This is a genomic window from Mesorhizobium sp. WSM3224 (assembly GCF_000427725.1).
In the GTDB taxonomy this organism is placed as follows: domain Bacteria; phylum Pseudomonadota; class Alphaproteobacteria; order Rhizobiales; family Rhizobiaceae; genus Mesorhizobium.
Window position 1 is genome coordinate 12,789 of the sequence record NZ_ATYO01000034.1, and the last position, 26,883, is coordinate 39,671.

Annotated in this window: 27 protein-coding genes and 1 tRNA gene; 15 read left to right on the forward strand and 13 right to left on the reverse strand. The window is 61.4% G+C overall.

Annotation, left to right across the window (positions count from 1 at the left end):
• Position 1: 1 nt before the first annotated feature.
• Positions 2–910 (forward strand): ribokinase, encoded by a 909-nt coding sequence (locus YU3_RS0130740; protein WP_027169795.1) that lies wholly within the window; start codon positions 2–4, stop codon positions 908–910.
• The gene (locus YU3_RS0130745) at positions 907–1,749 is read left to right on the forward strand and encodes a BtpA/SgcQ family protein (RefSeq protein WP_027169796.1); all 843 of its coding nucleotides are present in this window, start codon (positions 907–909) and stop codon (positions 1,747–1,749) included. Before YU3_RS0130740 ends, YU3_RS0130745 begins: the two co-directional genes overlap by 4 nt.
• A gap of 92 nt (positions 1,750–1,841) precedes the next feature.
• Here YU3_RS0130745 and YU3_RS0130750 read toward each other — a convergent pair whose 3' ends face one another.
• Positions 1,842–3,854 carry an AI-2E family transporter gene (locus YU3_RS0130750; RefSeq protein WP_027169797.1) on the reverse strand — a complete coding sequence of 671 codons (2,013 nt, stop codon included), beginning with the start codon at positions 3,852–3,854 and terminating at the stop codon, positions 1,842–1,844.
• A gap of 144 nt (positions 3,855–3,998) precedes the next feature.
• Here YU3_RS0130750 and YU3_RS0130755 point away from each other — a divergent pair, with 144 nt between their 5' ends.
• The 4 genes from YU3_RS0130755 (at position 3,999) to YU3_RS0130775 (ending at position 8,944) form a co-directional block, all read left to right on the forward strand.
• The gene (locus YU3_RS0130755) at positions 3,999–5,066 is read left to right on the forward strand and encodes a histidine kinase dimerization/phosphoacceptor domain -containing protein (protein ID WP_027169798.1); all 1,068 of its coding nucleotides are present in this window, start codon (positions 3,999–4,001) and stop codon (positions 5,064–5,066) included.
• Between the two features lie 572 nt (positions 5,067–5,638).
• Positions 5,639–6,094: a BA14K family protein gene (locus YU3_RS0130760; protein ID WP_027169799.1), complete on the forward strand. Its 456-nt coding sequence runs from the start codon at positions 5,639–5,641 to the stop codon at positions 6,092–6,094.
• A 432-nt stretch (positions 6,095–6,526) separates the two neighbouring features.
• The gene (locus YU3_RS0130770) at positions 6,527–7,774 is read left to right on the forward strand and encodes a cation:proton antiporter (RefSeq protein WP_027169800.1); all 1,248 of its coding nucleotides are present in this window, start codon (positions 6,527–6,529) and stop codon (positions 7,772–7,774) included.
• A gap of 264 nt (positions 7,775–8,038) precedes the next feature.
• On the forward strand, positions 8,039–8,944 hold the full coding sequence (locus tag YU3_RS0130775; protein ID WP_027169801.1) for a LysR family transcriptional regulator: 906 nt from the start codon (positions 8,039–8,041) through the stop codon (positions 8,942–8,944).
• Here the strand turns inward: YU3_RS0130775 and YU3_RS0130780 are convergent.
• From YU3_RS0130780 to YU3_RS0130800, 5 genes are all read right to left on the reverse strand, one after another.
• Positions 8,928–9,632 (reverse strand): peroxiredoxin-like family protein, encoded by a 705-nt coding sequence (locus tag YU3_RS0130780; RefSeq protein ID WP_051334153.1) that lies wholly within the window; start codon positions 9,630–9,632, stop codon positions 8,928–8,930. The genes YU3_RS0130775 and YU3_RS0130780 overlap by 17 nt on opposite strands.
• A 140-nt stretch (positions 9,633–9,772) precedes the next feature.
• Entirely contained in the window at positions 9,773–11,119 is a 1,347-nt protein-coding gene (locus YU3_RS0130785; RefSeq protein ID WP_036259946.1) for an NAD(P)/FAD-dependent oxidoreductase, read from the reverse strand.
• Between the two features lie 19 nt (positions 11,120–11,138).
• The gene (locus tag YU3_RS0130790; RefSeq protein ID WP_084508425.1) at positions 11,139–12,533 is read right to left on the reverse strand and encodes an NAD(P)/FAD-dependent oxidoreductase; all 1,395 of its coding nucleotides are present in this window, start codon (positions 12,531–12,533) and stop codon (positions 11,139–11,141) included.
• A 42-nt stretch (positions 12,534–12,575) separates the two neighbouring features.
• Positions 12,576–13,733, reverse strand: a complete 1,158-nt coding sequence (locus YU3_RS0130795; RefSeq protein ID WP_036259948.1) for a patatin-like phospholipase family protein — start codon at positions 13,731–13,733, stop codon at positions 12,576–12,578.
• Positions 13,734–13,756: 23 nt separating this feature from the next.
• Complete coding sequence (locus YU3_RS0130800; RefSeq protein WP_027169806.1) at positions 13,757–14,539, reverse strand: 3-hydroxybutyrate dehydrogenase; 783 nt, start codon at positions 14,537–14,539, stop codon at positions 13,757–13,759.
• A gap of 282 nt (positions 14,540–14,821) precedes the next feature.
• Between YU3_RS0130800 and YU3_RS0130805 the strand changes: the two genes are divergently transcribed.
• Positions 14,822–15,733 carry a LysR family transcriptional regulator gene (locus YU3_RS0130805; protein ID WP_027169807.1) on the forward strand — a complete coding sequence of 304 codons (912 nt, stop codon included), beginning with the start codon at positions 14,822–14,824 and terminating at the stop codon, positions 15,731–15,733.
• A 66-nt stretch (positions 15,734–15,799) separates the two neighbouring features.
• Here the strand turns inward: YU3_RS0130805 and YU3_RS0130810 are convergent, their stop codons facing one another.
• The 6 genes from YU3_RS0130810 to YU3_RS0130835 form a co-directional block, all read right to left on the reverse strand.
• Entirely contained in the window at positions 15,800–16,243 is a 444-nt protein-coding gene (locus YU3_RS0130810; RefSeq protein ID WP_245273709.1) for a DUF302 domain-containing protein, read from the reverse strand.
• 60 nt (positions 16,244–16,303) lie between these two features.
• On the reverse strand, positions 16,304–17,506 hold the full coding sequence (locus tag YU3_RS0130815) for an MFS transporter (protein WP_027169809.1): 1,203 nt from the start codon (positions 17,504–17,506) through the stop codon (positions 16,304–16,306).
• A gap of 91 nt (positions 17,507–17,597) precedes the next feature.
• Entirely contained in the window at positions 17,598–18,080 is a 483-nt protein-coding gene (locus YU3_RS0130820; protein WP_027169810.1) for a cupin, read from the reverse strand.
• 194 nt (positions 18,081–18,274) lie between these two features.
• A complete protein-coding gene (locus tag YU3_RS0130825) occupies positions 18,275–19,189 on the reverse strand; it encodes a LysR family transcriptional regulator (protein WP_027169811.1) in 915 nt (304 codons plus the stop codon).
• A gap of 234 nt (positions 19,190–19,423) precedes the next feature.
• Complete coding sequence (locus YU3_RS0130830) at positions 19,424–19,699, reverse strand: hypothetical protein (RefSeq protein ID WP_027169812.1); 276 nt, start codon at positions 19,697–19,699, stop codon at positions 19,424–19,426.
• A 192-nt stretch (positions 19,700–19,891) separates the two neighbouring features.
• Positions 19,892–20,167 carry a hypothetical protein gene (locus YU3_RS0130835; RefSeq protein ID WP_027169813.1) on the reverse strand — a complete coding sequence of 92 codons (276 nt, stop codon included), beginning with the start codon at positions 20,165–20,167 and terminating at the stop codon, positions 19,892–19,894.
• Positions 20,168–20,397: 230 nt separating this feature from the next.
• Here YU3_RS0130835 and YU3_RS0130840 point away from each other — a divergent pair, with 230 nt between their 5' ends.
• The 5 genes from YU3_RS0130840 (at position 20,398) to YU3_RS0130860 (ending at position 24,079) form a co-directional block, all read left to right on the forward strand.
• On the forward strand, positions 20,398–21,249 hold the full coding sequence (locus tag YU3_RS0130840) for a hypothetical protein (protein WP_027169814.1): 852 nt from the start codon (positions 20,398–20,400) through the stop codon (positions 21,247–21,249).
• Between the two features lie 230 nt (positions 21,250–21,479).
• The gene (locus tag YU3_RS0130845) at positions 21,480–21,749 is read left to right on the forward strand and encodes a DUF2282 domain-containing protein (protein ID WP_027169815.1); all 270 of its coding nucleotides are present in this window, start codon (positions 21,480–21,482) and stop codon (positions 21,747–21,749) included.
• A gap of 44 nt (positions 21,750–21,793) precedes the next feature.
• On the forward strand, positions 21,794–22,828 hold the full coding sequence (locus YU3_RS37875) for a DUF692 domain-containing protein (RefSeq protein WP_051334154.1): 1,035 nt from the start codon (positions 21,794–21,796) through the stop codon (positions 22,826–22,828).
• On the forward strand, positions 22,815–23,600 hold the full coding sequence (locus YU3_RS0130855; RefSeq protein WP_027169816.1) for a DNA-binding domain-containing protein: 786 nt from the start codon (positions 22,815–22,817) through the stop codon (positions 23,598–23,600). The genes YU3_RS37875 and YU3_RS0130855 overlap by 14 nt, the downstream gene beginning before the upstream one ends.
• Before the next feature lie 11 nt (positions 23,601–23,611).
• Positions 23,612–24,079: a DoxX family protein gene (locus YU3_RS0130860; RefSeq protein ID WP_027169817.1), complete on the forward strand. Its 468-nt coding sequence runs from the start codon at positions 23,612–23,614 to the stop codon at positions 24,077–24,079.
• 125 nt (positions 24,080–24,204) lie between these two features.
• On the opposite strand, the gene YU3_RS0130865 is transcribed toward YU3_RS0130860, so the two are convergent.
• Positions 24,205–24,279: transfer RNA gene (locus tag YU3_RS0130865), tRNA-Thr, on the reverse strand.
• Positions 24,280–24,624: 345 nt separating this feature from the next.
• Here YU3_RS0130865 and YU3_RS0130870 point away from each other — a divergent pair.
• From YU3_RS0130870 to YU3_RS0130880, 3 genes are all read left to right on the forward strand, one after another.
• Positions 24,625–24,825 carry a hypothetical protein gene (locus YU3_RS0130870; protein WP_027169818.1) on the forward strand — a complete coding sequence of 67 codons (201 nt, stop codon included), beginning with the start codon at positions 24,625–24,627 and terminating at the stop codon, positions 24,823–24,825.
• Between the two features lie 141 nt (positions 24,826–24,966).
• A complete protein-coding gene (gene murA / locus YU3_RS0130875) occupies positions 24,967–26,259 on the forward strand; it encodes a UDP-N-acetylglucosamine 1-carboxyvinyltransferase (protein ID WP_027169819.1) in 1,293 nt (430 codons plus the stop codon).
• Positions 26,260–26,445: 186 nt separating this feature from the next.
• Positions 26,446–26,877: a DUF2948 family protein gene (locus YU3_RS0130880; protein WP_027169820.1), complete on the forward strand. Its 432-nt coding sequence runs from the start codon at positions 26,446–26,448 to the stop codon at positions 26,875–26,877.
• Positions 26,878–26,883: the final 6 nt, after the last annotated feature.

Sequence of the window (26,883 nt, forward strand, 5' to 3'; positions counted from 1 at the left end):
GATGCATGTCCACGTCGTGGGCAACGCCTGTGTCGACACGACGTTTCGCCTTGGCCGGTTCCCCGCCGCAGGCGAGACGTTGAACGCCGCTGCCTATGCCGATGGCCTCGGCGGCAAGGGTGCAAACCAGGCGGTCGCAGCAGCGCGCACAGGCACGGCGGTGACGCTGTGGACGGCGCTCGGCAAGGACCCGCTAGGCGCATGGATCAGGAGCCGACTCGACATGGAGCTGTCGGACGTGCAGGTAAGCGATTTCGACCTGCCCAGCGACCGCTCGACCATTGTCATTGATGGTGGCGGGGAGAATTTCATCGTCAGCGGCGTCGCCTGCTGCGAAGCATTCGATCCGATCGCGCAAACGGCGCTTGCGCGCCGGATTACGCCGGGCGACATCCTTGTCTGCCAGGGAAACCTGCGAGGTGCGGCGACAAATGCCTGCCTGAGAGCGGCGCGGGAAATTGGCGCGCGCACCATTTTGAACGCCAGCCCTATCGATGAGGCGGCTTTTCCTGACATCAGCCTGGCGGACATTTTGGTGGTGAATCAATCCGAGGCGAAGGCACTGACCGGTCAGGCGGACATGACGGCGGCGGCCGGCGAGCTCGCGGCAAGAGGCGCCGGGACAGTTGTCATCACGCTCGGCGCCAAGGGATGCCTTATGCTTTGCCGGGACCAGCCTGCAACACTTCCTTTGCCTGCCCCGCACGTCGAGGCGCTCGACACCAGTGGTGCCGGCGACGTGTTCTGCGGCTGTCTGGCTGGCGGGCTCGCCAGGGGCATGCCGGTTATCTCAGCGGTGAGGTTGGCGCTAGCGGCCGCAGCAATCGCGGTGACACGGCCGGGCACTTTGTTATCCTGCCCTTCCGCATCTGAAATAGCGGCGCTCGTCGATCAAATGGAGTTCTCATGACCCAGTCCTCAGGTCCGATCGGACAGTCAGGCGGCGACGCGCTCGTCCAGCTTTTCGGCCGCAGCAAGGTGGTGATTGGCGTCGTTCATCTTGCGCCGCTTCCTGGCGCGCCACGCTATGACGGAGAGGCTATAGAGGCGATCTATCAGCGAGGACTCGATGATGCGCGCTCCTATCTCGATGGCGGATGCGACGGCGTGATCGTCGAGAACCATGGCGACATTCCCTTCGCGAAACCTGACGATATCGGACCGGAGACAGCAGCCTATATGGCTGTGGTCTCCGACCGTATTCGTCGCGAGCTCGGCAAGCCGATCGGCATCAATGTGCTAGCCAATGCTGCGATCCCGGCGCTTGCGATCGCCAGCGCTGCTGGCGCTGGCTTCATTCGAATCAATCAATGGGCCAATGCCTATGTCGCCAATGAGGGCTTTGTAGAGGGCGAGTCGGGCCGCGCAGCACGCTACCGCGCCCGGCTGCGCGCCAACGGCATCCACATTTTCGCCGATGCTCATGTCAAGCATGGCGCGCACGCCATCGTTGCCGACCGCCCGGTGGAGGAATTGGTCAAGGATCTGGTCTTCTTCGACGCCGACGTCATCATCGCGACGGGTCAGCGCACGGGGCACGCCGCGGATCTAACCTACATCCGCATGATCAAGAACGCCGCCGGCCTCCCTACCCTAGTCGGCAGCGGCGTTACGCCTGACAACGCCAACGACATCCTTGGCATCGTCGACGGTGTCATCATCGCAAGCGCGCTGAAGCACGACGGCGTCTGGTGGAACCAGGTCGACCTGGCACGGGTGAAGACTTTCATGGCCGGGCTGAGGCGATGACTGAGCCGCAATCAATGCCGGCCGGAGCCGGACGAGTGCCGTATTGTGAGTCGAGCGATCGACGCTCCGCGCTCTCGCCGCCCTGATCCGCCTCAGCTTGCAACTGCGAGCGGCGTTTTCTTGGCAGGGGGTGGCCGGCGGCGCGTGCGGCGTTTTGTGAAGAGCTTGAGCACAACCGGCGGATCGTTCGACAACGCGCCCAGCAAGGCGTCGACCATGCCGTGCGCCACGAAATCGGCGTCGAGGTCATTGGCCAACTTGGTGGCTGCATCCTTGTCGCCGTTGCCGTCCTCCGACCAGAAAACAATGCCTACCCGTAGAGCCGGCTTGGCGCGCTTAAGCCGACGAACCAGGAAACGGGCGTGCTTTACGGAGTCCCGGTTGAGGAATCCGACCACGACGGTGTCGACAGCGTCGAACTTCAGTCGGCGAATGAGCGCCGGTTCCAGGTCGGCAAAGCTTAGTCTTGATACTGTCGCGCCCTGGACTTCGAGCACCTGCGCCAGCATGGCGGCCGCGGCATCGTCAAGTTCGCCACGCCCGCCGGCGCAAAGCACCGACATGCCAGTGCCGTCAGGCAGTTCCGGCTCGTTCTCGTCCTCTCCTTCCACCTCTTTTGCAGCTTCCGCACTTTTTCCCGCGTCGGCGCTAGCGTCCCCGACCGCGGCCGGGCCATCCTCGTCGGCGGCCTCCTCCTGCGCGCTGTCCTCAAGATTTGCCACCAGCGTCTGGGCGCTGGCGGCCACTTGTCGCCTTTGTGGTTCGCCCATCACGCCGCGAACACGATCCTGTTCGCCGAGCAGAAGGGCCGGGATGGCGACCTTGTCGTAGAATTCAAACAGATACTTCTCCTCAAGGATCTCTTCAGCATGATCGGTGGCTTCCTCCGGATCGCCGGCCAGCAGCCGCTGGTAGAGCCTAGCATGGGGCTCAAGCACGGGCTCGTTTCCGAACAGCACGTCGAGGAACTCGAACTGCGGCACGTGCCTGCCAAGCACCACGAGACAGACCGTGAGCGGCGTCGACAGAACCAGACCCAGCGGTCCCCACAGCCAGGTCCAGAAGATGGCCGCCACAATGATGGCCAGCGGCGAGAGCCCCGTGCGCGAACCGTAAAGCCACGGTTCTATGACGTTGCCGGTGACCAGTTCCATCACCACAAACAGCGCGGCGGTCCAAAGCAGCAAGGACCAGCCAGGCGCCACCGCCAGCGCCAGGAACAAGGGCAGCAGCATGCCGATGACCGGGCCAATATAGGGGACGAAGCGCAGGGCAAGCGCCAACAATCCCCACAGCAGTGCATTGGGTATGCCCAGAACCCAGAGTCCGACCGTAATCGGTATGGCGTAGACGATGTTCACGACGAGCTGCATGAGCAGGTATTGGCCGACCCGCTTGCCGGCATCCTGGAGCGCCTCGGTGGTTCGATGAAGGTCGCCGTAGCCGACAAGGCGTATAAAGCGATCGCGCAGGTCCTCCCGCTCGAGCAGCATGAAGATGACAACGATGACGACCAGGCCCGCTGATGCCAGGGGGCTGATCAGCGGCCCGATCAGATTCTGGAGAACCTGGAGCGGCCTTTCGCGCGCGATGATCTCGACCGGCACCGGCTCGCGCTTCCGGGTTTCGGCGGCGGGCGGCGGCGGTTCCTGCAAGTCGACCTCCTGGCCGACGCGCTCGATCACTTGGCTCATTCTAGCAATGATCCCTCCCCCTACCCCGGTTTCCTTGAGCGAGCGGATCTTGGTCAGGATGTTTGTTTGGTAAGTGGGGATGTTCTGCGCCAGTTCGCTGACCTGCGATGCGGCAATGAAGGAGAACAAAGCGAGCGCCGCGAAGGCGCCGAACACGCTGACCATGACGGCGGGCAGGCGGGGAATGCCGACACGCTTCAACGCCGACACGGCGGGAGCCAGCGCGAAGGTCAAAAGCAGCGCGATGGCGATCGGCAGGAAAACCTCGCGCCCGAAATACAACGCCGCCACCGTCGTCACGATAGTGGCGACAGTGGGCAATGAGGTGTGCGGATGGACGTTGGCGGCGGACAAAATGCCCGCCAGCCCTGGCTCCGACGGCTGAATGCCCTTTCGACGATTTGCCGCCACCCGATGTCTCCCTGCCACCTGCCATGATCGGGTATATTTAGTTGGCGTGCAACGTGCGCCGGTTCGATTCAATTCGCGACAGGTGCCTGGCAAACCGGTAGAAAGAATCAAGGGGAAACGGTCCCTGGATTGGCCTCGAAGCCTATGTTCTACCCAATTGCGAATATCGAAGACGCGCAGACGCTGGCGCAGGCCATCGTCAATACGATCGTCGAACCCTTCCTCGTGCTCGATGAGAACTTTCGCGTGCTGGCGGCCAACCGATCCTTTTATCAGACCTTTAGGGTCGATCCACAGCAGACGCACGGCTCGCTGCTCTATGCGCTGGGCGACGGCCAGTGGGACATTCCAGCGCTTCATCAACTCCTGGAGACGATCATTCCCGAGAAGACCGCCATGGACGGCTTCGAGGTCGAGCATGATTTCCCCGATATTGGCAGGCGCACGATGCTGCTCAACGCGCGAAAGGTGCTTTACGATCACAGTTCCGCCGCGACCATCCTGCTCGCCTTCAACGACATCACGGCCCGCCGTGCCATCGAAAGGGAAAAGGAAGAGCTTCTTGGCCGCACCGAAGACCTGCTGCGGCAAAAGGAAGTGCTGCTGCGGGAAATGGAGCACCGGGTCGCCAACAGCCTGCAGATCATTGCCAGCATCCTTTTGTTGAAGGCCCGCTCCGTCACATCAGAGCAAACTCGTCAGCATTTGAAGGATGCCCACCAGCGGGTTCTGTCGGTCGCCGAAGTGCAGCGCCACCTCCACACCACGACCGGCGTCGAGGAGATCGACGTCGTATCCTATCTGTCGAAGCTGTGCAGCAGCCTTGCCGTCTCGATGGTTGGTGAAGACCAGCCGATCGCGGTTAACGTCACGGCACATGGCGGCAGGATAGACTCGCAGAAGGCGGTGAGCCTCGGGCTGATCGTCACCGAGCTCGTTCTCAACGCGATCAAATATGCCTTTCCGATAGAGAAGGCCAAGGCGCTGATCCAGGTGGCTTACGAAACCGACGGCGGCGGCTGGAAGCTGACGGTCTCGGACAATGGCGCCGGCAAGCCTGCCGGGGCGCCGAATGCGGGCCTTGGGACGGCTATCGTCGAGGCTCTCGTGAAACAACTCGATGCGCGGATGGATATCATCAGCGACAGGCACGGCACCAGCGTGTCGGTGACCAGGGCGACATTCACGTCGCGCATACCGCGGGCGGCCTGAGGAAGCTCCCTTGGCAAACCAGCATTTTGGAGGCTTCCGTGGTTCGTGCCATTCCGCCGTCTGCCGAATTCAAGACCGATAAGTAACTCGTCGGGCTCGTTCGTCCCACTCTGGAACAGTTCTAGGATCCGGCGGCCAAGACGCTCCCTGGCTTGATGGCCAGCCGCTATGCCGGCCTGGCAGCAATAATCGTCGAGCACTTTGGCACGTAAAAAAGCTACTGAATCCGCTGACCTGTTGAAGGTTCATCTCGCTTCTCCCACAATATTGTGGAAGATCGTGGTAAACTCTTTCAAAATGCCAGCTTTCTGGGAAGATATGGTGACCCTAAATACATAGTAATGTCTCTTTCGTATACGATTCTTCACTCACTAATTTTTTACGTGCATGGTTGTGCCGATCGCAGAAATATCGCTATCGTCGCTCTAACGACGAGACAATAGTTAATCGTCCGGAGATCTATTCAAAGGTCTATTGATTCTTCTTGAACGTTTCGCAAGCACGAACGGAACAAAAGTTCGGTTAAATCGTTTTATATTTCTAAGGGACGTCAACCCCTTGAGGAGAAGATTATGAACAATATCGTGTCGGGTTTGCTGGCGGCCACATTGTCAGTGTCGTTCGCGGCCGCCGCCGCGCCCGCCGGCGCTGCCGGGATAATGCTACCCCGAGTGCCATCCGCTTCTTTGGATGTGCAAGCGGCCGATTACAAACCATGGATGAAGCACCAGAGCGTCAATCGCAATCGCAATTTTTCGCAAAATGATGGCACCTACTGGAATGGCCATCGCGGCTCTCGTGACTACCATCGCGGATATCGCCGGCACGGCGACTACTGGTTCCCGCTGGCGGCCTTCGCCACCGGCGCTTTGATCACCAGCGCGATCATCAACAGCAATCAGAACCGTGTCCATCGAGGCGATTCCCATGTGGAGTGGTGCTACGACCGATACCGCAGCTATCGCGCTTCAGACAACACGTTTCAGCCCAACTACGGCCCTCGTCGGCAGTGCAATTCGCCCTACTGATAAAGTCTGAGCCCGCGCTGGCGACGGCGCGGGCTGATCCATGTGGATTAGGAGTCCGTGATCGCATCACGGAAACCCGCCTTCGAGCGGGTTTTTCGTTGGTGATCTGCGATCGGACGCGTCTGACTTTGCGCCCAGTCCACCATCTTTTCTGTAAGTTGGTCCACAAAACCCGCCATCGGCAGGAACCGTTTGCCGTCGGAATTTATGGAAATGTCTGCAAGTGTCCTACACGCCGCCAGTGAAGTTGCCCGCCAGCCGCGTTCGCCGTCGCCCGCACTGGTGACGATCCAAGCCCTTGTCACCACACAGTGCCGAACCTTTGGCAGCAATGTTGCTGATCGGCCTGGCGAAGAATAACACGATCAAGTCAGCACGCCGGAGCCGGTTTTGATTCACGAGCCCTTATTGCAGATGACGGTCTAGGTTCGCATGGAATCCTACGCCCTTCTCCTCGCGGCCTTCGGAGCAGTCGTCCTCCTAACGGCATGGCTGCCCATGGTTCTGAAGAAGCTTCCTATTTCGCTGCCGATGGTCTGCATTGGGATCGGGATTCTCCTGGTCTGGTCGCCATTCTCTCCATTCTCGGGAGTAAACCCGTTTGAGAACCGTTATCTCATCGAGCGCGCCACCGAGTTCGTTGTCATCGTCGCGCTTATGGGGGCCGGTCTGAAGCTGGACCGGCCGGTGAGTTGGCGAGGGTGGGAAACCTCGTGGCGGCTGGTGGGCATCGCGATGCCTCTGACCATTATCGGAACCGCACTTCTCGGCTGGTCAATTCTCGGGCTGGGCGTTGCTGCCGCACTTCTGCTTGGGGCTGCTCTCGCGCCAACTGATCCCGTTTTGGCAAGCGACATACAGGTGGGTCCTCCTCAATCCGGTAAGGAGGACGAGGTGCGTTTTGCACTTACCTCCGAGGCTGGCCTCAACGATGGAGCCGCTTTTCCGTTCGTCTATCTAGCCATCGCCGTTGCGCTGTCGACCGCGTCGGGAGAACCGTTCTTCACCCACTGGCTTCTTGTTGATGTCGTATGGAAAATTGCCACGGGTTTGGGCATCGGATGGCTGGGCGGCAAGGTTATGGGCTACCTAACCTTTCGCTTGCCGAAACGGGCCGGGTTGTCAGAGACCAAGGACGGCTTTGTCGCACTTGGAATCACCTGCCTCGCCTATGGCTCGACCGAAATGATACATGGCTACGGCTTTCTCGCCGTGTTCGTGGCAGCCGTGGCTCTACGATCGGTCGAGCGGCAGCATCACTATCATGAGAGCCTGCACAATTTCGCTGAGCAAATCGAGAGATTGCTAATGATGGTGCTCCTGGTCTGTTTTGGCGTGGCCATTGCTAAAGGCTCAATCTTCGGCGCTTTGAACTGGGAGGTGATCGCCACCACCGTCCTGATGCTGTTTGTAGTGCGACCGCTCTCCGCGTGGGTGGGACTAATTGGATTTCCAGCGCCCTCATATGAAAAGGGCGCTATTGCTTTTTTCGGAATTCGCGGCCTCGGATCGTTTTACTATCTCGCATTTGCGCTGGGCCAAGCGCGGTTTGAGGGTGAGACAATTCTTTGGGTCACCGTCTGCTTCGCCGTCTTGAGTTCAATAGTCATGCACGGTGTGGCGGTCACTCCGATCATGCGACGGCTGGACCGCCATCGACGCGCAGGGATTCGGCACTGATCTGCCAGAACCCTCGCGCCTCAACGACCTAGATGGTTTCGATGGGATAGGCTGGGGCTTGAACTCTCAGTAAATCTAATAAAATCAATGTCTTGCATAATGTTCTGTAACGTAGTGACGGCCGCCGAAACGACCTCCCTATCACTCGAAGCCAAGGCTCCTGAGCATATCTCCCCCGCCTTGGCCTCTGACACTTCGTGCGTTAGCATAGCCGCAAATTAGCTATGCCTGACGAATCGGATTTCGCTGAGGGGGCGAAAATTCATGGAAATGCAGCAGGTCCGCTATTTCCTGGCCCTGTCCAGCACTCTGAACTTCACCAGGGCCGCCGAAGAGTGCAACGTCACGCAACCTGCATTGACGCGCGCGATCAAGACACTTGAAGACGAGTTGGGCGGCGAGCTCCTTCGGCGCGAGCGCCAGCATTCCCACCTGACAGAACTCGGCCGGCGCATGCTGCCTTTGCTGCAGCAATGCTACGATGCCGCCACTTCCGCCAAGTCGCTCGCCAAGGCCGTGCAGAGCAGCGACGTGGCCCCCCTCAACGTCACCATCTCGAACAGCGTCAACATCGCGCTGCTGGTTTCGCCGTTCACGGAGCTTTTCCGGGCCTATCCCGGGGTTCATCTCAAGATCAGTCGCGGTTCGCCAAACGCTGTCGTCGATGCTCTCAAGAACGGCGAGGTCGAGCTGGCCGTTGCCGGCCCGCTGGGACAGGCCTGGGATCGGCTCGACACCTGGCCGCTCTTCCAGGAGAGCATAGAACTCGTCGTAAGTTCCGATCATCCGCTTGCCCGCCGCAACGAGGCCGACGTCGCGTTAAGCCAGTTGGCTGCGGAACCCGTGCTCAGCAGGATTGATTGGGAAACCAGCGAGGAGCTGACGCGCTGCCTTGCTGCGAAGGGTCTGGCGCCGCGGACCGCGCATGAGGTGGAGACCGACCATGATCTTCTGGCGTTGCTGGAAGCCAATGCCGGAGTTGGGTTTGTCTCAGTGACCGCTCCGCGTTCGCCTAACGTCCGCAGGCTCAAGCTGCGTGACTTGGACATTGCGCGGATCGTCGCCGTCTACGCAGTCGCCGGTCGACATCGCTCGCCGGTAGCGATGACCCTTCTGAACTTGCTGCGGTCGACGGACTGGTCGACGTTCGGCGTCAGCGAGCCCGCCTGAGCGCCGCGACCAAGTCATCGATATCCATGCGCCGACGGTAGTCGGGATCGACGAAGCGATCCGTGATCACTCCGTTCGTGTCGACGACGAAAGTCGCGGGGATCGGCAGAAACCAGCTGGCGTTGCCTTGGTAGTTTGGCAGATCATACGCGACGCCCATCAACCGTTCCATCTCGGTCCCGATCCAGATCGCTAGATTGAGCGAGAGGGCATAGCCATTGTCCATGTCGGTCAGGAACGGAAAGTCGGCACCTACCGCCGCCTTCATGGCCTTCGCAAATCTGCGCCGCTCCGGCATGATCGCCACGACCTGGCCGCCCAGCGCGGCAATTTCCTGCTGAGCTTCGACGATGCCGATCGCGTTCAACCGACAATAGGGACACCAATGGCCGCGCTGAAAAGTGATCACGGCAGGACCTCGCAGGAGGATGTCGCCAAGGCCAACCAGCCTGCCTTCATCGTCGGGCAACAGAAATGCCGGCATGATATCGCCAGGCGCCGGCGCCATTGCTCCGGCCTCTTGTTGTTCCAGGCGCGCAACCAGGCGGTCCACCGCATCGGCGAAGCCCGGATTGAGGCGACGCACCGCCGCGGCGATCACCGCCAGCCGCTCGTTCAGGGGGGCATCGAGTTCTATGGCAGCCTGGACAGACTGTTCAAATGTCATTGGCTGGTCGTCGACGGCCATTTCAGTGCTTTCATAGGTCGCATGCAGCCTATCATTGAAGCCCCACCGCCCCGGCCATGTTTTTCTTGCATGGTTTCGATGCCCAACGTGCACCGAATCTCGCAAGACCCGTATTCCATTCGCTACCTCTGCGCGGTTCGTTACATCATGTTCCTGATGTCCGAGGCAAAGGTCGGGAAGCCGTAGACCGTTTCGGACAGCTGCGATGCGGTGATGCCATGTTTCATGGCAAGCGCGAAAATATGGATCAGCTCCTCGCCGGCATGGCCCACCATGTGGGCGCCAACGATCCTGTCGGTGCTCTCCTCTACAATGACCTTCGACCAGGCCACCGTCTCGGCATAGGTTTTCGCTGACAACCAACCCAGCATGTCGTTGACATGGGCCTTTATGCCAAGTCCTTGCTCCTTGGCTTTGGCCTCCGTCAGCCCGACGCCGGCCAGGGCCGGGACCGTATAGAGACAAGCCGGTATCTGGCCATAATCCGGCCGGTGTCTCGGTCCATCGACAATGTTGCGGCCGACGATACCGCCCTCATAGGTCGCCACCGGCGAAAGCTGCGGAGAATTCCACACGGCGTCGCCGCAGACATAGACGTCAGGATTGGAGCGCGAACGTAGCTGATCGTCGATCTCAATGCGGCCTTCGCGATGCACGATGACGCCGGCGCCGAGATCGAGCCCGTCGACATTGGCCACGCGCCCAGCGCAATTGATAACCCTATCCGCATCAACGGCACACTCGACGCCTTCCACCGCAAAGGTGACGCGCAACCGTCCGCCGAATTTGTCGATCCTGCGGACCCAGGCGGTGGTGCGAACGCGAATGCCTATGCGTTCGCTCTCGCCACGGATTCGGGCGACGGCATCGCCGTCGAAACCTCCAAGGAGATGCGGCAGTGCTTCGAGGATCGTCACTTCGACCCCGGCGCGCGCGTAGACGTGGCCCAGTTCGAAGGCGATGACACCGCCGCCGACGAATACCACTGCGCTTGGCAGCACCGGGTCGCTCAGGACATCATCGGAAATGGTCATATGCTCGGCGCCCGGAATCGGCAGTGGACGCGGCTTCGAGCCCGTTGCTATGACGATGTTCCTTGCTTCGAGTTCGCGGCCGCCGACGCTGATGGTATTGCTGCCGACGAACGCGGCCTCGCCGACGATGACATCGACGCCGCGCCTGGCCATCAAGTCGGACAAGCGGGACGGAATGTCCCTGATCATGTCCTTTTCCCGTTCGATGAGGGCCCGCCAGTCCAGGCTCGGCCTATCGACCATGATCCCGTGCCGGTCGGCCCGTTCGATCTCATGAAGCGCATGCGCTGCCGCGACGAGGACCTTCTTGGGCGTGCAGCCACGATTGGGGCAGGTGCCGCCGAGATCGCGAGCCTCTATCATCGCCACCGACAGGCCGGCAGCACGCGTAGCGACCGTCACCGCCATTCCGGCATTGCCGCCGCCGAGGATCACGACATCATACTTTTCCACCGCCCTGCCCTCCCGGGATTCAATGCAGTTTGACTCGCGGTTTGGTGCGTTGCGCCAGGATCCCGGCGACCGTATCCAGCGCGGTCTTGAAGGTCCCTTGCACCGCCTTGAGATGCATCTTGTGGAGCGAGCGATACATCAGTCGGGCCAGCAGACCTTCGATCTTCAGCCCGCCGATCAGGCTGCCGAACGAACCGTAGTCGGCCAATGAAACAAGGGAGCCGAAGTCGCGATAGCGCAACGCCGGCGCGGCCCGCCCCGCCAGACGCGCGACAATCACCTTGACCAGGTGATCCGCCTGCTGATGGGCTGTCTGGGCACGCGGCGGCAAGGCGTTTTCTTCGCCAGGCAGCATGCAGTTCGCGCAGTCGCCGATCGCAAACACGTGTTCGTCCCCCCTCGCCCGCAGCGTCTCATCCACGACCAAGCGGTTGATGCGGTCTGTCTCCAGGCCATCGAGCTTTTTCAGAAAATCCGGAGCCTTGATTCCGGCGGACCAGACGACGAGCTCCGCCGGCACGAACAGCTTCTCGCCAAGCCTGATGCCGTCCTCGGTCACCTCGGTGACCTTGATCCCGCAACGGATCTGAACACCCAGATCGATCAGCAGGCGCGCCGAATCGCGTGCGAGGTGTTCAGGCAAGGCCGGCAGGATGCGCGGGCCCGCCTCGACGATCGTGATACGGATCAGTCTTCCGAAATCGATGTTGTCGAGATTGTGCGACGCGATTTCCCGCATCGACTTGTGCAACTCGGCCGCCAGCTCGACGCCGGTGGCTCCGGCACCGACGATGACGCAATGGAGCTGCCCCGGCGACAGCTGCTCGTATTGCGCATTGGCGCGCAGGCATGCGTCGATCATGCGCCTGTTGAAGCGGGCGGCCTGGCCGGCGGTATCGAGCGCGATGGCGTGACGCGCGGCGCCCGGCGTGCCGAAATCATTGCTGATGCTGCCTACGGCCATGACCAGAGTGTCGTAGCCCAGAACGCGCGGCGGGATGACCTGCCTGCCGTCATCGTCAAAACTGGGCGCGACAAAGACCTGGCGTTTGGCTCGGTCGATGCCGACGACCTCACCGATGCGGTATCGATAGTGGTGGCGGCTGGCATGGGCAATGTATTCCACCGCATCGTTCGACGGGTTCAACGTCCCGGACGCTACCTCGTGCAGAAGAGGTTTCCAGACATGGGTGCGATTGCGGTCGACGAGCGTTATAGACAGCCGCCGCTTGCCGAATTTTCTGCCGAGCCGCGTTGCCAACTCGAGTCCACCGGCACCTCCGCCGACGATGACGACGCGGTGCCGTGAACTGTCGGGATGGGATGGCGTCTCCGGTATCGCACGGAAAATCGCGGCGTTGTTGGCGAGCACGGCTTCCGGAACCAGCCGCATTCCCGGCGTGATGATCTGCATCGGTATTCTCCGTCTTACTTCTGGGCGTCGCGCTCGAACCGGTCATTCTTGCGATTCGTGGATGACGATGCCCTGCAGCATGTCGACGTCGCATTCCCACGGCTTTTCCGAGAGGACGCGCTGCCCGTGCTCGTATCCGGCCTGCCAGCGCGTGCGGATGCCTGCGCGGGTGAAGTCGATGTCCTTGGTGTGGTCCTCGCCGTCGAGGCGCGGTGAAAGCAGCCGCACAAGGTGCATGACCGACGGGCAGCCATAGGAAGCAAGTTCCTTGAACATAGGATCCTCACGCCGCTCCTCGGGAACCAGCCTTCCCATTTCACGCACGACGTGCCGCAGACGGTGCAGTTGCTCCTGCCTGGCAACATGGCTCCGACCCCGGCTGGCGTATTGAAGGTCCTTTTGCCGGCCCATGACCTGCCAGATCGATTTCGGCTCAGTGGCGCGAGGCTGCCACATGTTGACGGCAAAGATCAGCGCGTCGCGCCGCGGGCGCGCGTCGAGCACGACCTCGATGGGAGTGTTCGAATAGATGCCGCCATCCCAGTAGGGCTCGCCATCGATACAGACCGCCGGAAACGCCGGCGGCAAGGCGCCCGACGCCATGATATGCGCCGCCGACAGGGTCATCTCTCGGGTGTCGAAGTATTTGAGTTCACTGGTGTTGACGTTGACCGCGCCAACCGTCAGGCGGGTATGGTGGCGGTTGAGATAATCGAAGTCGATCAGGTCATTCAGCGTCCTCTTGAGCGGATCGGTCGTGTAGTAGGAGGCGTTCTCGACACCCACTTCGCGGTTCACTGCGAACATGGCGCTTGGATTCGGTTCGAAGAATCCCGGTATGCCGCGCATCACAGTGCCCATATTGGCAAAGACATTGCTTGGCATCATCATCCGGAAAAACTCATCGAGTGGGCTGATACGGCTGACGCCTTCCCAGAATTCCTGAAGTCGGGCCAGCCGAACCGTTGGTTCGTTTCCGGCAATCAACGCCGCGTTGATGGCGCCGATCGAAGTGCCGATGACCCAATCCGGCTCGATCCCGCCTTCGACGAGCGCCTGGTAAACACCGGCCTGATAGGCGCCTAGAGCGCCGCCGCCTTGCAATACCAACACTGTTTGCCGCTGGACGGCAGCATCGGCCGCGTGGGCGTCCTCAGACAAAGGTTCAGCGGTCGGAGGATGTCGGGTGATCTTGTTCATGGTCTTTGCTCCTCGTTGCCGGTTCAATGAGCGGTCCAGCCGCCTTCGATCGGGATGATGGCGCCGGTGATCGAGGCCGCGTCGTTCGAGGCCAGGAACAGGCATAGCGCCGCGACCTCGGCGACGGTCACGAACTGCTTGGTTGGCTGGGCCGCCAGAAGCACATCCTTGATGACCTGCTCCTCGGTGATACCGCGGGCCTTGGCCGTGTCCGGTATCTGCTTTTCGACCAGCGGGGTGAGCACGTATCCCGGGCAAACCGCATTGACGGTGATGCCCTGTTCGGCAACCTCCAGCGCAACCGTCTTGGTCAGGCCGGCAACCCCGTGCTTGGCCGCGACATAGGCGGATTTGTATGGTGAGGCGACAAGGGCATGGGCGGAGGCAACATTGATGATGCGGCCCCATTTGCGCTCCTTCATCGCCCGCAGCGCGCGCCGGATCGTGTAGAACGACGACATCAAGTCGATCGCCACGACCGCTTCCCATTTCTCGATCGGGAAGTCGTCGATCGGCGCGACGTGCTGGATGCCGGCATTGTTGACCAGGATGTCGATCGCGCCGAACTCGGCAATCGCCTTGTCCATCATAGCGGTGATCGCACTCCCCTTGCTCATGTCCGCATTGTCGTAGCGGACGATCACCCCGTGGTCGGCGGCAAGCTTCGCCCGCAGCAGTTCGATCTCGTTGGCATCGCCGAAGCCGTTCAGAACAATGTTGCAGCCCTTGGCCGCGAAGGCTTCGGCGATGCCTTGGCCGATGCCGCTGGTCGAGCCTGTGATGAGTGCCGTCTTTCCTCTGAGCATCGTCGTTTCCTTCGGTTGGAGCCGTGGCCGGAAGGCTGGCATTGGCTGCGAGCAACGGGTTTGCGTGCCCAGGTCTGGATTTCTGAGGCAAGTATGGCGAGCGGCTCCACGCAGTGGAAATGCCGTTGAGACATGGAATTGATAGCCGACGGTCAGATCGCCGCCTCCGCGCCAGCGACGACGCCATCGACGGCGGCGCCTTGGCTTGTTTGACGTTGGGGCAGCTAGTAAGATCGCCCGCAATACGGCCATGCCGTACGCCAGCCGCTGGGGGAGCGTGCAGTGGAGATCAGCCAGGTCAGATATTTCTTGGCCGTCGCCAAGGAATTGAATTTCACCAGGGCGGCCGAGCAGTGCAACGTCACCCAGCCGGCGCTTTCGCGTGCGATCAAGCTGCTTGAGGATGAATTCGGCGGCGCGCTTTTTCATCGTGAGCGCCGCTTCACCCATCTCACGGAACTCGGCCGCATGGTCGAAACCTATCTCGAAGGTGTTTTCGAGAACTCTCGCCAGGCAAAACAGATTGCCGAGCAATATGTGCACCTGAAGAAGACGCCGCTCAGGGTCGGCATCATGAGCACGATCGCACCGGACGAGATCATCGAGCTCATTTCGTCAGTCCGCTCCCATCACCCGGGTGTGGAGCTCCACCTTTGCGATGCCGATGCGCCGAGCTTGCGCAGGCGGCTGCTCGAAGGCGACCTCGAGGCAGCAATCTATGCATTGCCATCGAACGTGGCTGACGACGAAGTGCACTCGTTGCCGCTTTTTCAGGAACAGATGGTGATGGCTGTTCACCTCGCTCATCGTCTCGCCAACCAGCGCTTCGTGCGGGTGACGGATATGAGCAATGAAAGTTACATTCATCGCAACAACTGCGAATTCGCCGGCTATGCGGATGCGATACTGGCCGAGAAAGGCGTCACGGTCAGCCCCGTTTACTGGAGCGATCGTGACGATTGGACACTCGCGATGATCGCCGCCGGGCTTGGCTTCGGCTTCATGCCTGAGCATACCGCCAAGCACCCAGGCGTGGTGCCGTTGCCGATCACCGATCCGGAATTCTGGCGTGAGGTCAATCTGGTCACCGTGCGCGGCCGCAGGCATTCGCCGGCGGTTGGCGCGCTTGTGCGCGAGGCCACGCAGAAGAAGTGGTTCGGCGAGCGGGCGAAGGCGTTGTCCGCTGCCGAGTAGCCCGGCGCCACCAGACAACCTGCCTCGCATGCCCGGGCGGCGGATCTCCGGCACATGTGTGCGGGCTCAGTTCTTTTTGATCGTCGAGGTCACGGACTGGATCACCTCGGTCGCCATCTTGAATTGGGCCTCGCGGTCGGTGATGCCATGCCGCTTGGCGATCCAGTCGAAATCGCTGTAAGCGGCATAAACCGCGCCATCCGCTGTCTGGTAGACCAGCACGCGCACCGGCCAGTCGAGGCCGGCCTCGGGATTGGAGGTGATGAAGGTCGTGCCGAGTGCCGGGTTGCCGAACATCACCAGCCGCGACGGCCTGACGTCGTTGCCAGCGTTGTTGCCAAGCTTTGCCTGGTCGATAACGCCGAAGAACTTGATGCCCTTCTTGAGGACATCCTTCTTGATGCGGGCGACGGTTTCGGCGACCGAATAGTCGCTCTTAACGGTGACGACGCCATCCGAAGCGGCAGCCGGGACGACGACCGCAATAAGCATGGCGGCGCCGGCGATCATGGTTTTCAGGTAATTGGTCATGTCAGTCTCCTTTTTTGGATAGCCAAGTTTTCTTTAGTTTCAGGTCTTTGGCGTCTGCAGCACGCGCGCGACAGCGATCGCGCCGGCGAGAACCACGGCGAGCACGGCCACGCATGCGGTCCAGCCGACCCGGTCGTAGATCTGTCCGATGACGAAGCTGCCGGCGAGCCCACCCGCATAGTAGGAGGCGAGATAAATGCCGCTTGCAGCGGCCCGGTCGCGCGAGGCGGTCCGGCTGACGTGTCCCGTGGCTATCGCCTGCGCCAAAAACGTGCCTATGGCGACCAGCGCCATCCCGGCAAGAACGATCGGAAGGCTGGTCGCGAGCAGCAGCAACAAACCCAAGATCGCAAGCGCAAGCGTTGCGCCGATACCCATCCTTGGGCCAAGGCTCGCTGCGACACGCCCCGCGAGAGGCGTGGTGAGCATCGATGGCAGAAAGACAAAATAGACCAGTCCAAGCGCCATCGGTGACAGTGATACCGGTGCGGCGACGAGCTGGAAGTTCACATAGGTGAAGGTGCCGATGAAAACGAAGAGGATGAGGAAGCCGATCGCGAAACAGGCGCGCAACTCGGCGTTTTGCAGCGGACCCTTCCAGGCCGCTCGGGCAGGCCCGCCTGTCGCATCGGCTCGCATCATTGCGGATGTCTTCTGCAGCGTGAACCAGACAAGAGCTGCGCCGACCAGATTGAGGGCGGCGAAAGTCAGGAAGTTGGTCGAGATGCCAAAGCTGTCAGCTACGGCGGCCGACATCAGCCGGCCGAAGAAATTGCTGGCGACATTGCCCGTCACATAGGCCGCGAGCGCACTCGTCGTCTGCCGTGCGGAGAAATGTTCGGCCAGATAAGCCATCGTCAGCGTGAAGGCGGTCGACATGCACAGGCCTTGCGCTACGCGCAGGAAGGCAAAGACGACTATGCTGTCGGTCTGCGAAAGCAGTGTCGTCGGGATCGCCAATATGGCCAGGCTGATCCAGATGCCGTTGCGGCGATCGATACCGCGCCCGAACAGGGCTACAGCAATACCTGCCACCGCCATGCCGAACGTGCTGGCATTGACGGCGAAGCCCATGGTCGCGCGGCTGACACCGAATTTTATCACCAGCGAGGGCAGGATTGCCTGGGTGGCGAATAGATCGACAAGCGTGAGAAACGCGATCAGGGCAATGAGGCTGAAGCGCCAGCTGTCCGCGGCCACCATGCGCAGCCGCGTCGGTTCGGTGTGTTCATTGGTGGTCATGACGAGGCTCCGTGGCCAGAGGTCCCCAGGCGATCGCCTGAGGACGCAACTTCAGTTGCTGGGTGCTGATCTGCTCGCCGCGATCAGCGGCTCACATCATGTGGTCGTCGTGCATCGCCGGCGGCAGGACGTCGGCCGAGTAGAGTACCGCAGGCACCTTGCCGTTGTTCTTCCACCAATGGGCGAGCTGGCCGAACTCGGCGGTCACGTCGCCGGCCGGATGCTCGATGCCCACCTTGCAGGTGCTCGCGTATTCAGTGATCGATCCCTCGACGACGATGATGTTGGCCGGGCGAACATTGTGCTCATGCCACGGCACGACGCCGCCCGGCTGAACTACGAGCTTGCGAAGGCGCAACATGTTGCCTTTCCAGGCCTCGCCCTTACTGCTCAGATCGATCGCCGAGAGAACCGTGTCGGTCACGCCGACAGGCTTGCTGGGATGTTCCTGGATGTCGGTCGTGGCAGCCTGGCCGGCCGGGCAGTCACCAGCGAATGCCGGAGCAGCGGAAAATGCCGCGGTTGCGGAAAGCAGGCCCAGCGCAAACGCCAGATTGAGACTTTTGGTAGCCATATCGTATTTCTCCTTTGTCGGTGCCCAAACGCGGGAGGCGGGGCATGAGCAGGAGAGTGACCGGCCCAACGACGAAAGAGAAATGCTGCCTGGCTCTCAATTCGATACCTGAAAACTATCATCGACTATCGCAACTGCACAAAAAAACGCGTGACAGGACTTGCCACGCGCCGCTAGAGTTTTCAGTCTTTGCTTCAGGCTGCGGTCTTTCGGATCGCTTGAACTATGGGGCTTTCCGGCCAGCCATGCGCCTTGACGCTGTTGACGAAGGCCGATGCCGCGGGCGAGAACCTGCGTCCCGCGACGACTACCAGGGACACCTCCCGCCAGACTTCTGGGTCGATGACGGGGCGGACCTGCAAGCCAGGGATCACCGCGCTGAACTCGGGGATGAAGCAGATGCCGAGCCCTCCGGAAACCATGTTCTGGATCCAATCCTCGCGCTCGCTGGCGTAGGAGATCCTGAGCTTCACGCCGCGATCCGTGCACAATCCGGCGAGGTGATCGCGATACTCGCAGTTGAGCCGCCTGAGATAGTTTTCGCCGTCGAGTTCGGAGATGGCGACATTGTCGTTGCGGGCCAGGCGATGGCCGTTTGGAAAGGCAAGGACAAAGCGTTCGCGATACAGTGGAGTCACGTCGAAGCGATCCGGGAAGCTGTCGCTGGACGCCATGATGGCGACGTCGATTTCACCAGATTCGAGCAGCTGGGAGAGCGATGCGGGCACGCCCTCGACCAGTTGCAGCTGGATGCCCTGCTGGCGCCGGTTGAAATCGGTCAGCAGACCGGTGAAGCGACGGGGGCCGATTGTGCACATGACCCCGACCTTGAGGTTGGCATTTTCCAGGCACAGGAATCTCGAAGCCTCCTGCCGAACACCCGTCAGCTCGTCGAGGATCTGCTGGAAGCGCGGTCGCAGCAGCACTCCCAAATCGGTAAGGTGGGTGAGATTTCGTTCGCGGCGAAACAGCAGGCCACCGACCTCGTCCTCCAACTGCTGGATGGCGCGCGAAAGCGCTGGCTGGGTGACATTGCACTTTTCACCGGCGCGCGTGAAGTTTCGCGTCTCGCTCACCGCAAGAAAATAGCGGATGTGATGAATGTCCATGCCGATTTGTCCCGATTGCAAACGAGGCTTTTCGTAGCCTCGGAGCCTGCCGCAAAGCTTGTCTCGGCGCCAATGCACTGCGGCTATAAAGTCGATAGCGGTCCGTCATGGCGCGGCGATCGCGCGTGGCACATCGTGTGCGGCGCGACGGCTGGATCCCGCCGAAAAGATGATGGCGAGCAAGCCGCTCGCCATCATGTCGGTTCCGGTGTTGCCCGGGACGGTCGGCGCAGGTCAGTTGGCGCCGCCAAGCGCCTGCAGGTTCGCGCAGAATTCGGCGTGAGGCTTGCTCATCGCGGCATCCTGACATTCCTTCATCATCGCGCCCTGCTTGTCCTTCGCCATTGCGTCCCAGGCGGCCTTGAACTCGGCCTTGGGCTTCATCGTCTTCATGCTGGCGTCGGTGAAGAAGGGCTGCATGTTGGACGGCTCGTCGAGCGCGCCGGCGAACGAAACGCCGCTCAGAACGGAAAGTGCAAAAGCGCCGAGGCAGATAGCTTTGATATTCATGGTGTGATCCTTCTCTGAGGTTGAGCAATCGTCCCATCGACGACTGCGGTAATGATCGGCAGCAATTTAGAGCTCTGCGGTTCCTCCTTGCCGAGATGGACTTTGCTGCAATCGGCCGCCTACTTGCCAATGCCATCTACGTATGGAGTTTATGCCGGTTCTGCATCCTGCGGTTGCTTGGCTGCATAAGGGCTAATTAGCGCCACCCAAAGCCAGCACGTTGGCGCAGAATTCAGCATGAGGCTTGCTCATTGCCGGGTCGTTGCATGCCTTGGTCATCGTGACGCGATCATGCTTCGGCATGGCGAACCAGGCCTTCTTGAACCCAGCCATCAGCTTCATCGTCTTCATCCCGGCGTCCGTATAGAAGGTGGGCAAAGCCGCCAGGTCGCTGAACGGATCGGCGCAGGCCGCCCCGGCAAGAAGACCCAGGGCAAGCGCCCCCAAACAGACAGTTCGTATTTTCATGACACGCTCCTCTTTTGTGCCGAAGACTTGCCGGCGACCGTCGTGGTGCTGGTTCTAAGCAAAAATCGCGGGATCCGTGCCCGCCTGGCAAACCTTGCGATGCGCGATGCATTGCAGCCAATGCAATCTGCCTATGGACTCCATGCCACCTTGGCATTTCGCCAGCAGGAGATGATGCGGCAGTCTCTCCATCAACGCCCCACCTGGCGTTTTGGGATGGAGACTGAAAGATGCATGTCCAGACCGGAACCGAAATCGACCATGCCGTCATTGCAAGACCTGCGGTGGAAGCGCGGCAGCGCGTCGACATTGTCCTGGCAAGCGACGCTCGCGGCGCCTTTGTCTGGGGCGTGCTTGACAGGTTGCTGGATGAGCCCGGCCTTTCCTTCGGCACCGTCACCGCATCCGGCTTTGGAGCGGTGGAAGCAGCGGTCTTTGCCTATGGGCTGGGCCTGGGCGGCCGGCGCGGAGCGCGGACAGCACTCGCCAATTTCTGGCGACGCGTCAGCCACGCCTCGATTTTCGTCATCGACAGAGCCAGCCTGCTTCGATCGATACTGGAACAGTCAATCGATATCGAGCAAATCCGCGACGAACGCTGCCCGGTGAAACTCGGTGTCCTGGCCGCTAACGCCCGCACCGACGCCGTGAAGATTTTCACCGGTGAACAGTTGTCGATCAACGCGATCGTGGCGGCAGCCACTGTCCCCTTCCTCTCCTCGCCTGTCGAAATCGACGGCGATACCTATTGGGGTGGCGAGTTCTCGCACTTGCCGCCTATCCGATCAACTGACGTTCGCCATCGCCTGATCATCGCCGGCAGACCTTCAGTGTTCGCGACACCATGTCCGGATCGCACCTTCGCAGCCAACCATTGCGCGACCAAATGCGCGCCGGTTCACACCATATTCGACAGTCGACACCGTGCCGGGGCTCCGCTGCTTATGAGGCCCTGGATCGACTGGGGTGAGTTGACAGACATGCGCGACAGGGGGCGGCAGGGTGCGGCAGACTGGCTTGCGGCCGATCCTCTCCGCACTGACGAGCTTCCGGTCATCAACTGCGAAAAACGATACATCTAGGCGCCTCCCTCCCGCCTAGCCGCGCCTGTTTCGCATACTCCCGAACGCAGGCGCCAAGCCCTCCGGTTCCCCGCCGGAGGGCTTTTTGCGTATGGATCCGTCAACATAGTGACCGCGTATCAAATCCATGCCGAGACAGCATTTCAGCTCGGCCGCCGGATCGGGGACACTGCTTGTAGACAGGCCGCAAGGTCAGTCTTTCCCTCGAAACGCAAACAGGAGACACGACCGTGATCAACACCAAGACCCTCATCGGATCGGCCCTCGCGGCTGCCACCACGCTCGCCGCGACGGCGGCATACAGCGGCCCGGCCGCCAAGCCCGGCTTCGCCTTCGAGAAATGCTACGGCGTCGTGAAGGCCGGCCAGAACGATTGTCAGACCGCGACGCATTCCTGCGCCGGCACCTCGACAACCGACAACCAGCCGGATTCCTGGCTCTACGTGCCTGCCGGCAGCTGCGCCAAGATTACCGGCGGCAGCGACAAGTCGAAAGCCTGACCGACCCAGACTTCGAGCCAACCACCTTGGAAAGGAGCAGACCGATGTCCCGTGCATTCCAGCCCCTCACGATCCCGGCATCAGCGGGTATCGGTCTGCGCTCTCCTCACATCAGCGAAATGCTGAGCCGCAGGCCCTCCGCTGGCTGGCTCGAAGTGCATGCCGAGAACTACATGGGAGACGGCGCCGGCGTCGAGGCGCTGGAACGGCTGCGCCAAATCTATCCGTTATCGGTGCACGGCGTTGGCCTGTCGCTGGGCAGCGCCCGAGGAGTGGACCGCGATCATCTGGAGAGGCTGCGCAAGGTCTGCGAGCGCTTCCAGCCCGATCTGGTCTCCGAGCATCTCGCCTGGAGTGTTGCCGACGGCGCCTATCTCAACGATCTGTTGCCGCTGCGCTATGACGAAGAGGCGCTGGCGAAAGTGGCGCGCAATGTCGAGACTGTCCAGGACACGCTGAAGCGGCAGGTGCTGATCGAAAATCTGTCGGCCTATATCGCCTTTGCGGACTCCTCGATGAACGAGGCTGAGTTCCTGGTCGAACTCGTGGCGCGGACTGGTTGTGGCCTGCTGCTCGACGTCAACAACGTCCAGGTCTCGGCGCACAATTTGCAATTTAATGCGAAGACTTTCATCGATGCGCTGCCGGCCGCCTCCATCGGCGAGATCCATCTTGCCGGCCATGCGATCAATCAGGTCGGGGCCGACACCGTGCTCATCGACGATCATGGCTCACGCGTGCCGCCGGTCGTCTGGGCGCTCTACCAGCATGCCATAGAGCGGCTCGGACCGCGCCCGACGCTGATCGAGTGGGACACCGATGTTCCCGTTCTCGACGTGCTGCTTGGCGAAGCGATGTGGGCCGACATGCTCACCGCTTCGATCATGTTCAGCCGCAAGCAAGCAGCGCGAGGCCAACAAACGACCCACGCCCGAGCGACGCCGATCTGCCTTTCTGTCGAAGGCGAAACGACGACCAGCATGCCAGTCCTTGCGGCGTTTGCGGCTGCCAGGGCCGCGAGACCATCCACCCCCTTGGCGCTGCCCTCGCTCGAGGAGGAATACCATGCTGCCGCTTGAGCACCTGCAGACCTCCTTGGCGCGGTCGGTGCTGGCCATGGAACCACCGATCGCCGCGACATTGCTGACCGCGGGCAAGGCCGATCCGTTGGCCCGCCTGCGCATTTACCAGAACAACACCCGCAGCTCGCTGACCGCGGTGCTGATGGCGGTTTTTCCGGTCACGGTTCGCCTGGTAGACGAGCGCTTCTTCCGCTACGCAGCGAGCGAGTTCATTCGACGCCATCCGCCGGCGGAATCGCGGCTGGCGCGCTATGGCGCCGGCTTTCCACGCTTTCTCAAATCGATCGACACGCTATCCGACATGCCGATAGTTGCCGAAACGGCGCGGCTCGAATGGGCCATCGCCGAAGCGCTCGACGCGGCTTGGTTGCCACCCCGCAGTCTTGGGGACTACGAAAATATTGAGCTGGGCACTTCTCCCGATGTCCTGGTGCAGCCATCGCTCAGGCTGATCGTTTCGCACTGGTCGATCCTGTCCGTATGGTCGGCGCATCAGCAGGGTGCTGAGGCCGACCGGCACAGCGCTTGGGCAAGGCGAGCGGAACGCGTGGCGCTGTGGCGAGCGGGAGACAGCATCCGCCTCGTTCAGCTCGATCGTGCAAACTTCGCGTTCCTGCACTCGCTAAAGCACGGGCTCGGGCTGGAACACGCCATAAGCCGCGCCCTTGCTCTCGACCCGTCGTTCGACCTCGTGTCCGCGCTCGTGCGTCTATTCGGCGACGGGCTCGTCACTGATGTGCGGATCCCGATACATCCCCTTGCAAACTGATGGAGACAATCATGACTGCGATACCTGAATATGCTTCGCCTGCCCCGACCGGCCTTGTCGGCCTCTACAGGCGGCTTATCAAGCTGCCCGAACGCGTACCGTTTTCAATCATCCAACTCGCGGCCCGCGTGGCGGTGGCGCATGTCTTCTGGCAGTCGGCGCAATCGAAGCTGGCATCCTGGCCGGTGACGCTGCAGCTGTTCGCCAGCGAATACAATCTGCCGTTCATCGACCCGTCGATCGCCGCGCCTTTGGCGACCACCGCCGAAATCACCGGCTCGGTGTTGATCTTCTTTGGACTATTCTCGCGCCTTGCGGCCTTGATGCTGCTCGGCGTCGTCTCCGTGATCCAGATCTTCGTCTATCCGGAAAACTGGGCCGAGCACCTGCTCTGGGCCTCGTTGCTGCTTATCGTGTTGACACGCGGCGCCGGCGTCTTCTCGCTCGATCGTTTGGCAGACAGGGTCTTGAGACCATGAGCTGACGCGACGGAGCGGCAGCTGACCTTTGGTCACGCGCACGAGTGGCCATCCGCAGATATGCCCTAGTTGCCGCATGAAGGCCCGAACGCCATCAGAAGAATAGCGATTTCAATGGGATAGGCTGGTGCTGCGAGAGAGGATTGAACTCTCGACCTCTCCCTTACCAAGGGAGTGCTCTACCACTGAGCTACCGCAGCCTGCGATGGCGGCTTCTGCCATATCGAACCGGCAAGCGCAAGGCCAAGAAAAACCCAAAGCGTCGCATGTGATTCTCGCCGGCAATTATGCGGTTTGAGGCGCCATGCGCGGCTGATACACACGCGAAACCGGCTCTCGGTCTGCTTTCATGACATGGCCGCTCTAAAATGCTAGAGCGTTTCACCGTTTCATGGAAACGGCGAACCGCTCTATCTTTTGTTTTGACGCAATTCCGGACGGAAGGCTGCGGCAAAGGCGCCGAGGCCAACCGTTTCACACTTTTCCTGGAATTGCCCGGGCCATTGCGGAATCGCGGCCGGCTGACCGCTGGTCGGGGACTGATGATGAACGACAAGGCAAATCGACCGAAAAAAGGCGACGGCGAGCGCAAGGACCGGCTGGCCGAGGCGCTGCGCGCCAATCTGCAGAAGCGCAAGGCGCAGGCCCGTTCGCGGCGGGTTGGCGACGCTGACGATCAGCGCGCCCGCAATGCTGACGATCAGCCGGAGGGATTGCCCGCTGCTGGAAAAATGCACAAGGACTAACCGAAATCAGCCACACTGGCCGCCCACAGTCGGTCGGGGTTCGGGGGAAATCCTATTTCTTGAACCAAGCCGGCCAATGAGCTAAGCCGGGCGCATCAACCGATTGAAACCGGCCTGTTCTGGCCGAGGGGACGTTTTCTTATGGATCGCATCAGAATTGTCGGCGGCAACCAGCTTGCCGGTACCATTCCGATCTCGGGCGCCAAGAACGCGGCATTGCCGCTGATGATCGCCTCGCTGCTCACCGACGACACGCTGACGCTCGAAAACGTGCCGCATCTGGCCGATGTCGAGCAGCTGATCCGTATCCTCGGCAACCACGGCGTCGACTATTCGGTCAATGGCCGCCGCGAGAAGCAGCAGGAAGGCTATTCGCGCACCATCAATTTCTCCGCCCGCAACATCGTCGACACCACCGCGCCCTATGAGCTGGTGTCGAAGATGCGCGCCTCATTCTGGGTCATCGGGCCGCTGCTTGCCCGCATGGGCGAAGCCAAGGTGTCGCTGCCCGGCGGCTGCGCCATCGGCACGCGCCCGGTCGACCTGTTCCTCGAGGGCCTGCAGGTGCTGGGCGCCGAGCTTGATGTCGACAATGGCTATGTCATCGCCAAAACCAAGAACGGCCGCCTCATCGGCAACCGCTATGTCTTCCCAAAGGTCTCGGTCGGCGCCACCCATGTGCTGATGATGGCGGCCTCGCTCGCCAAGGGCGAGACGGTGCTGGAGAACGCCGCATGCGAGCCGGAAATCGTCAATCTCGCCGAATGCCTGATCGCCATGGGCGCCAAGATCCATGGCGCCGGCACCTCGACCATCACCATCCACGGCGTCGAGGCGCTCTCCGGCGCCCGCGTGCGCGTCATCCCCGACCGCATCGAGACCGGCACCTACGCCATGGCCGTCGCCATGACCGGCGGCGACGTGATGCTAGCCGGCGCCCGGCCCGATCTGTTGCAGACCGCGCTCGATGTGCTGGTTCAGACTGGCGCCGAGATCACGCCGACCAATGAAGGCATCCGCGTCAAGCGCAACGGCGCCGGCATTGCGCCGGTCGACGTCACGACAGCCCCCTTCCCTGCCTTCCCGACCGACCTGCAGGCCCAGTTCATGGGCCTGATGACGATGGCCGGGGGCAAGTCGCGCATCACCGAGACAATCTTCGAGAACCGCTTCATGCATGTGCAGGAGCTCGCCCGCCTCGGCGCCCACATCACGCTTTCCGGCCAGACGGCGATCGTCGACGGCGTCGCCAAGCTGAAGGGCGCGCCTGTCATGGCGACCGACCTGCGCGCCTCGGTGTCGCTTGTGATCGCCGGCCTTGCCGCCGAAGGCGAAACCACGGTCAACCGCGTCTACCACCTCGACCGCGGCTTCGAGCGGCTCGAAGAAAAGCTTTCCGGCTGCGGCGCGGTGATCGAGCGGATTTCGGCTTAACGACTGCTGCCCTCCGCGCTGCTGATTGGCAAAAGCTGATGCGCCAGCCGATCTCCCCCTTGCGGGCAGGCAATCGCGTATGGCGGTGCCAGCTCCGCTGACGGCGGCATCCGCGTCGCGGTTGCATGGATCGGCAAGACCGCCTAACAGAAGGCTGAAACGTCAACCTTAGGTGCGAAATTCCGCATGGCCCTCAAGCTCATCGCGCTCGACGACCAGGATCTGAGCATTGTCTCGGCGCATGTCCAGGACGCCGTGATGAGGATCTCCGACCTCGAATACCTGCCGGCGGCCAAGCGCTTCGTGCTGACCATGAACCGCTTCGTCTGGGAAGCGAAATCCGGTCTGTTCCGCCAGCACAATGAGCGGCGGCAGAGCGTTCTGCATTTCGACCGCGTGCTCGGCGCCAAGACCAGCGGCATTGCCCGCGACAAGCCGGCCGAGGTGCTGTCGCTGCTGGCGATCAGCTTCATCGCCATCAGCAAGCCGGCCGGCATAGTCGAGCTGGTGTTCTCGGGCGGCGGCGCCATCATGCTCGACGTCGAATGCGTCGAAGCGCGGCTTGCCGATATCGGCGGCTCCTGGGAAGCCACGTCGCGACCTGTGCACAGAGGCTAAAGCGCA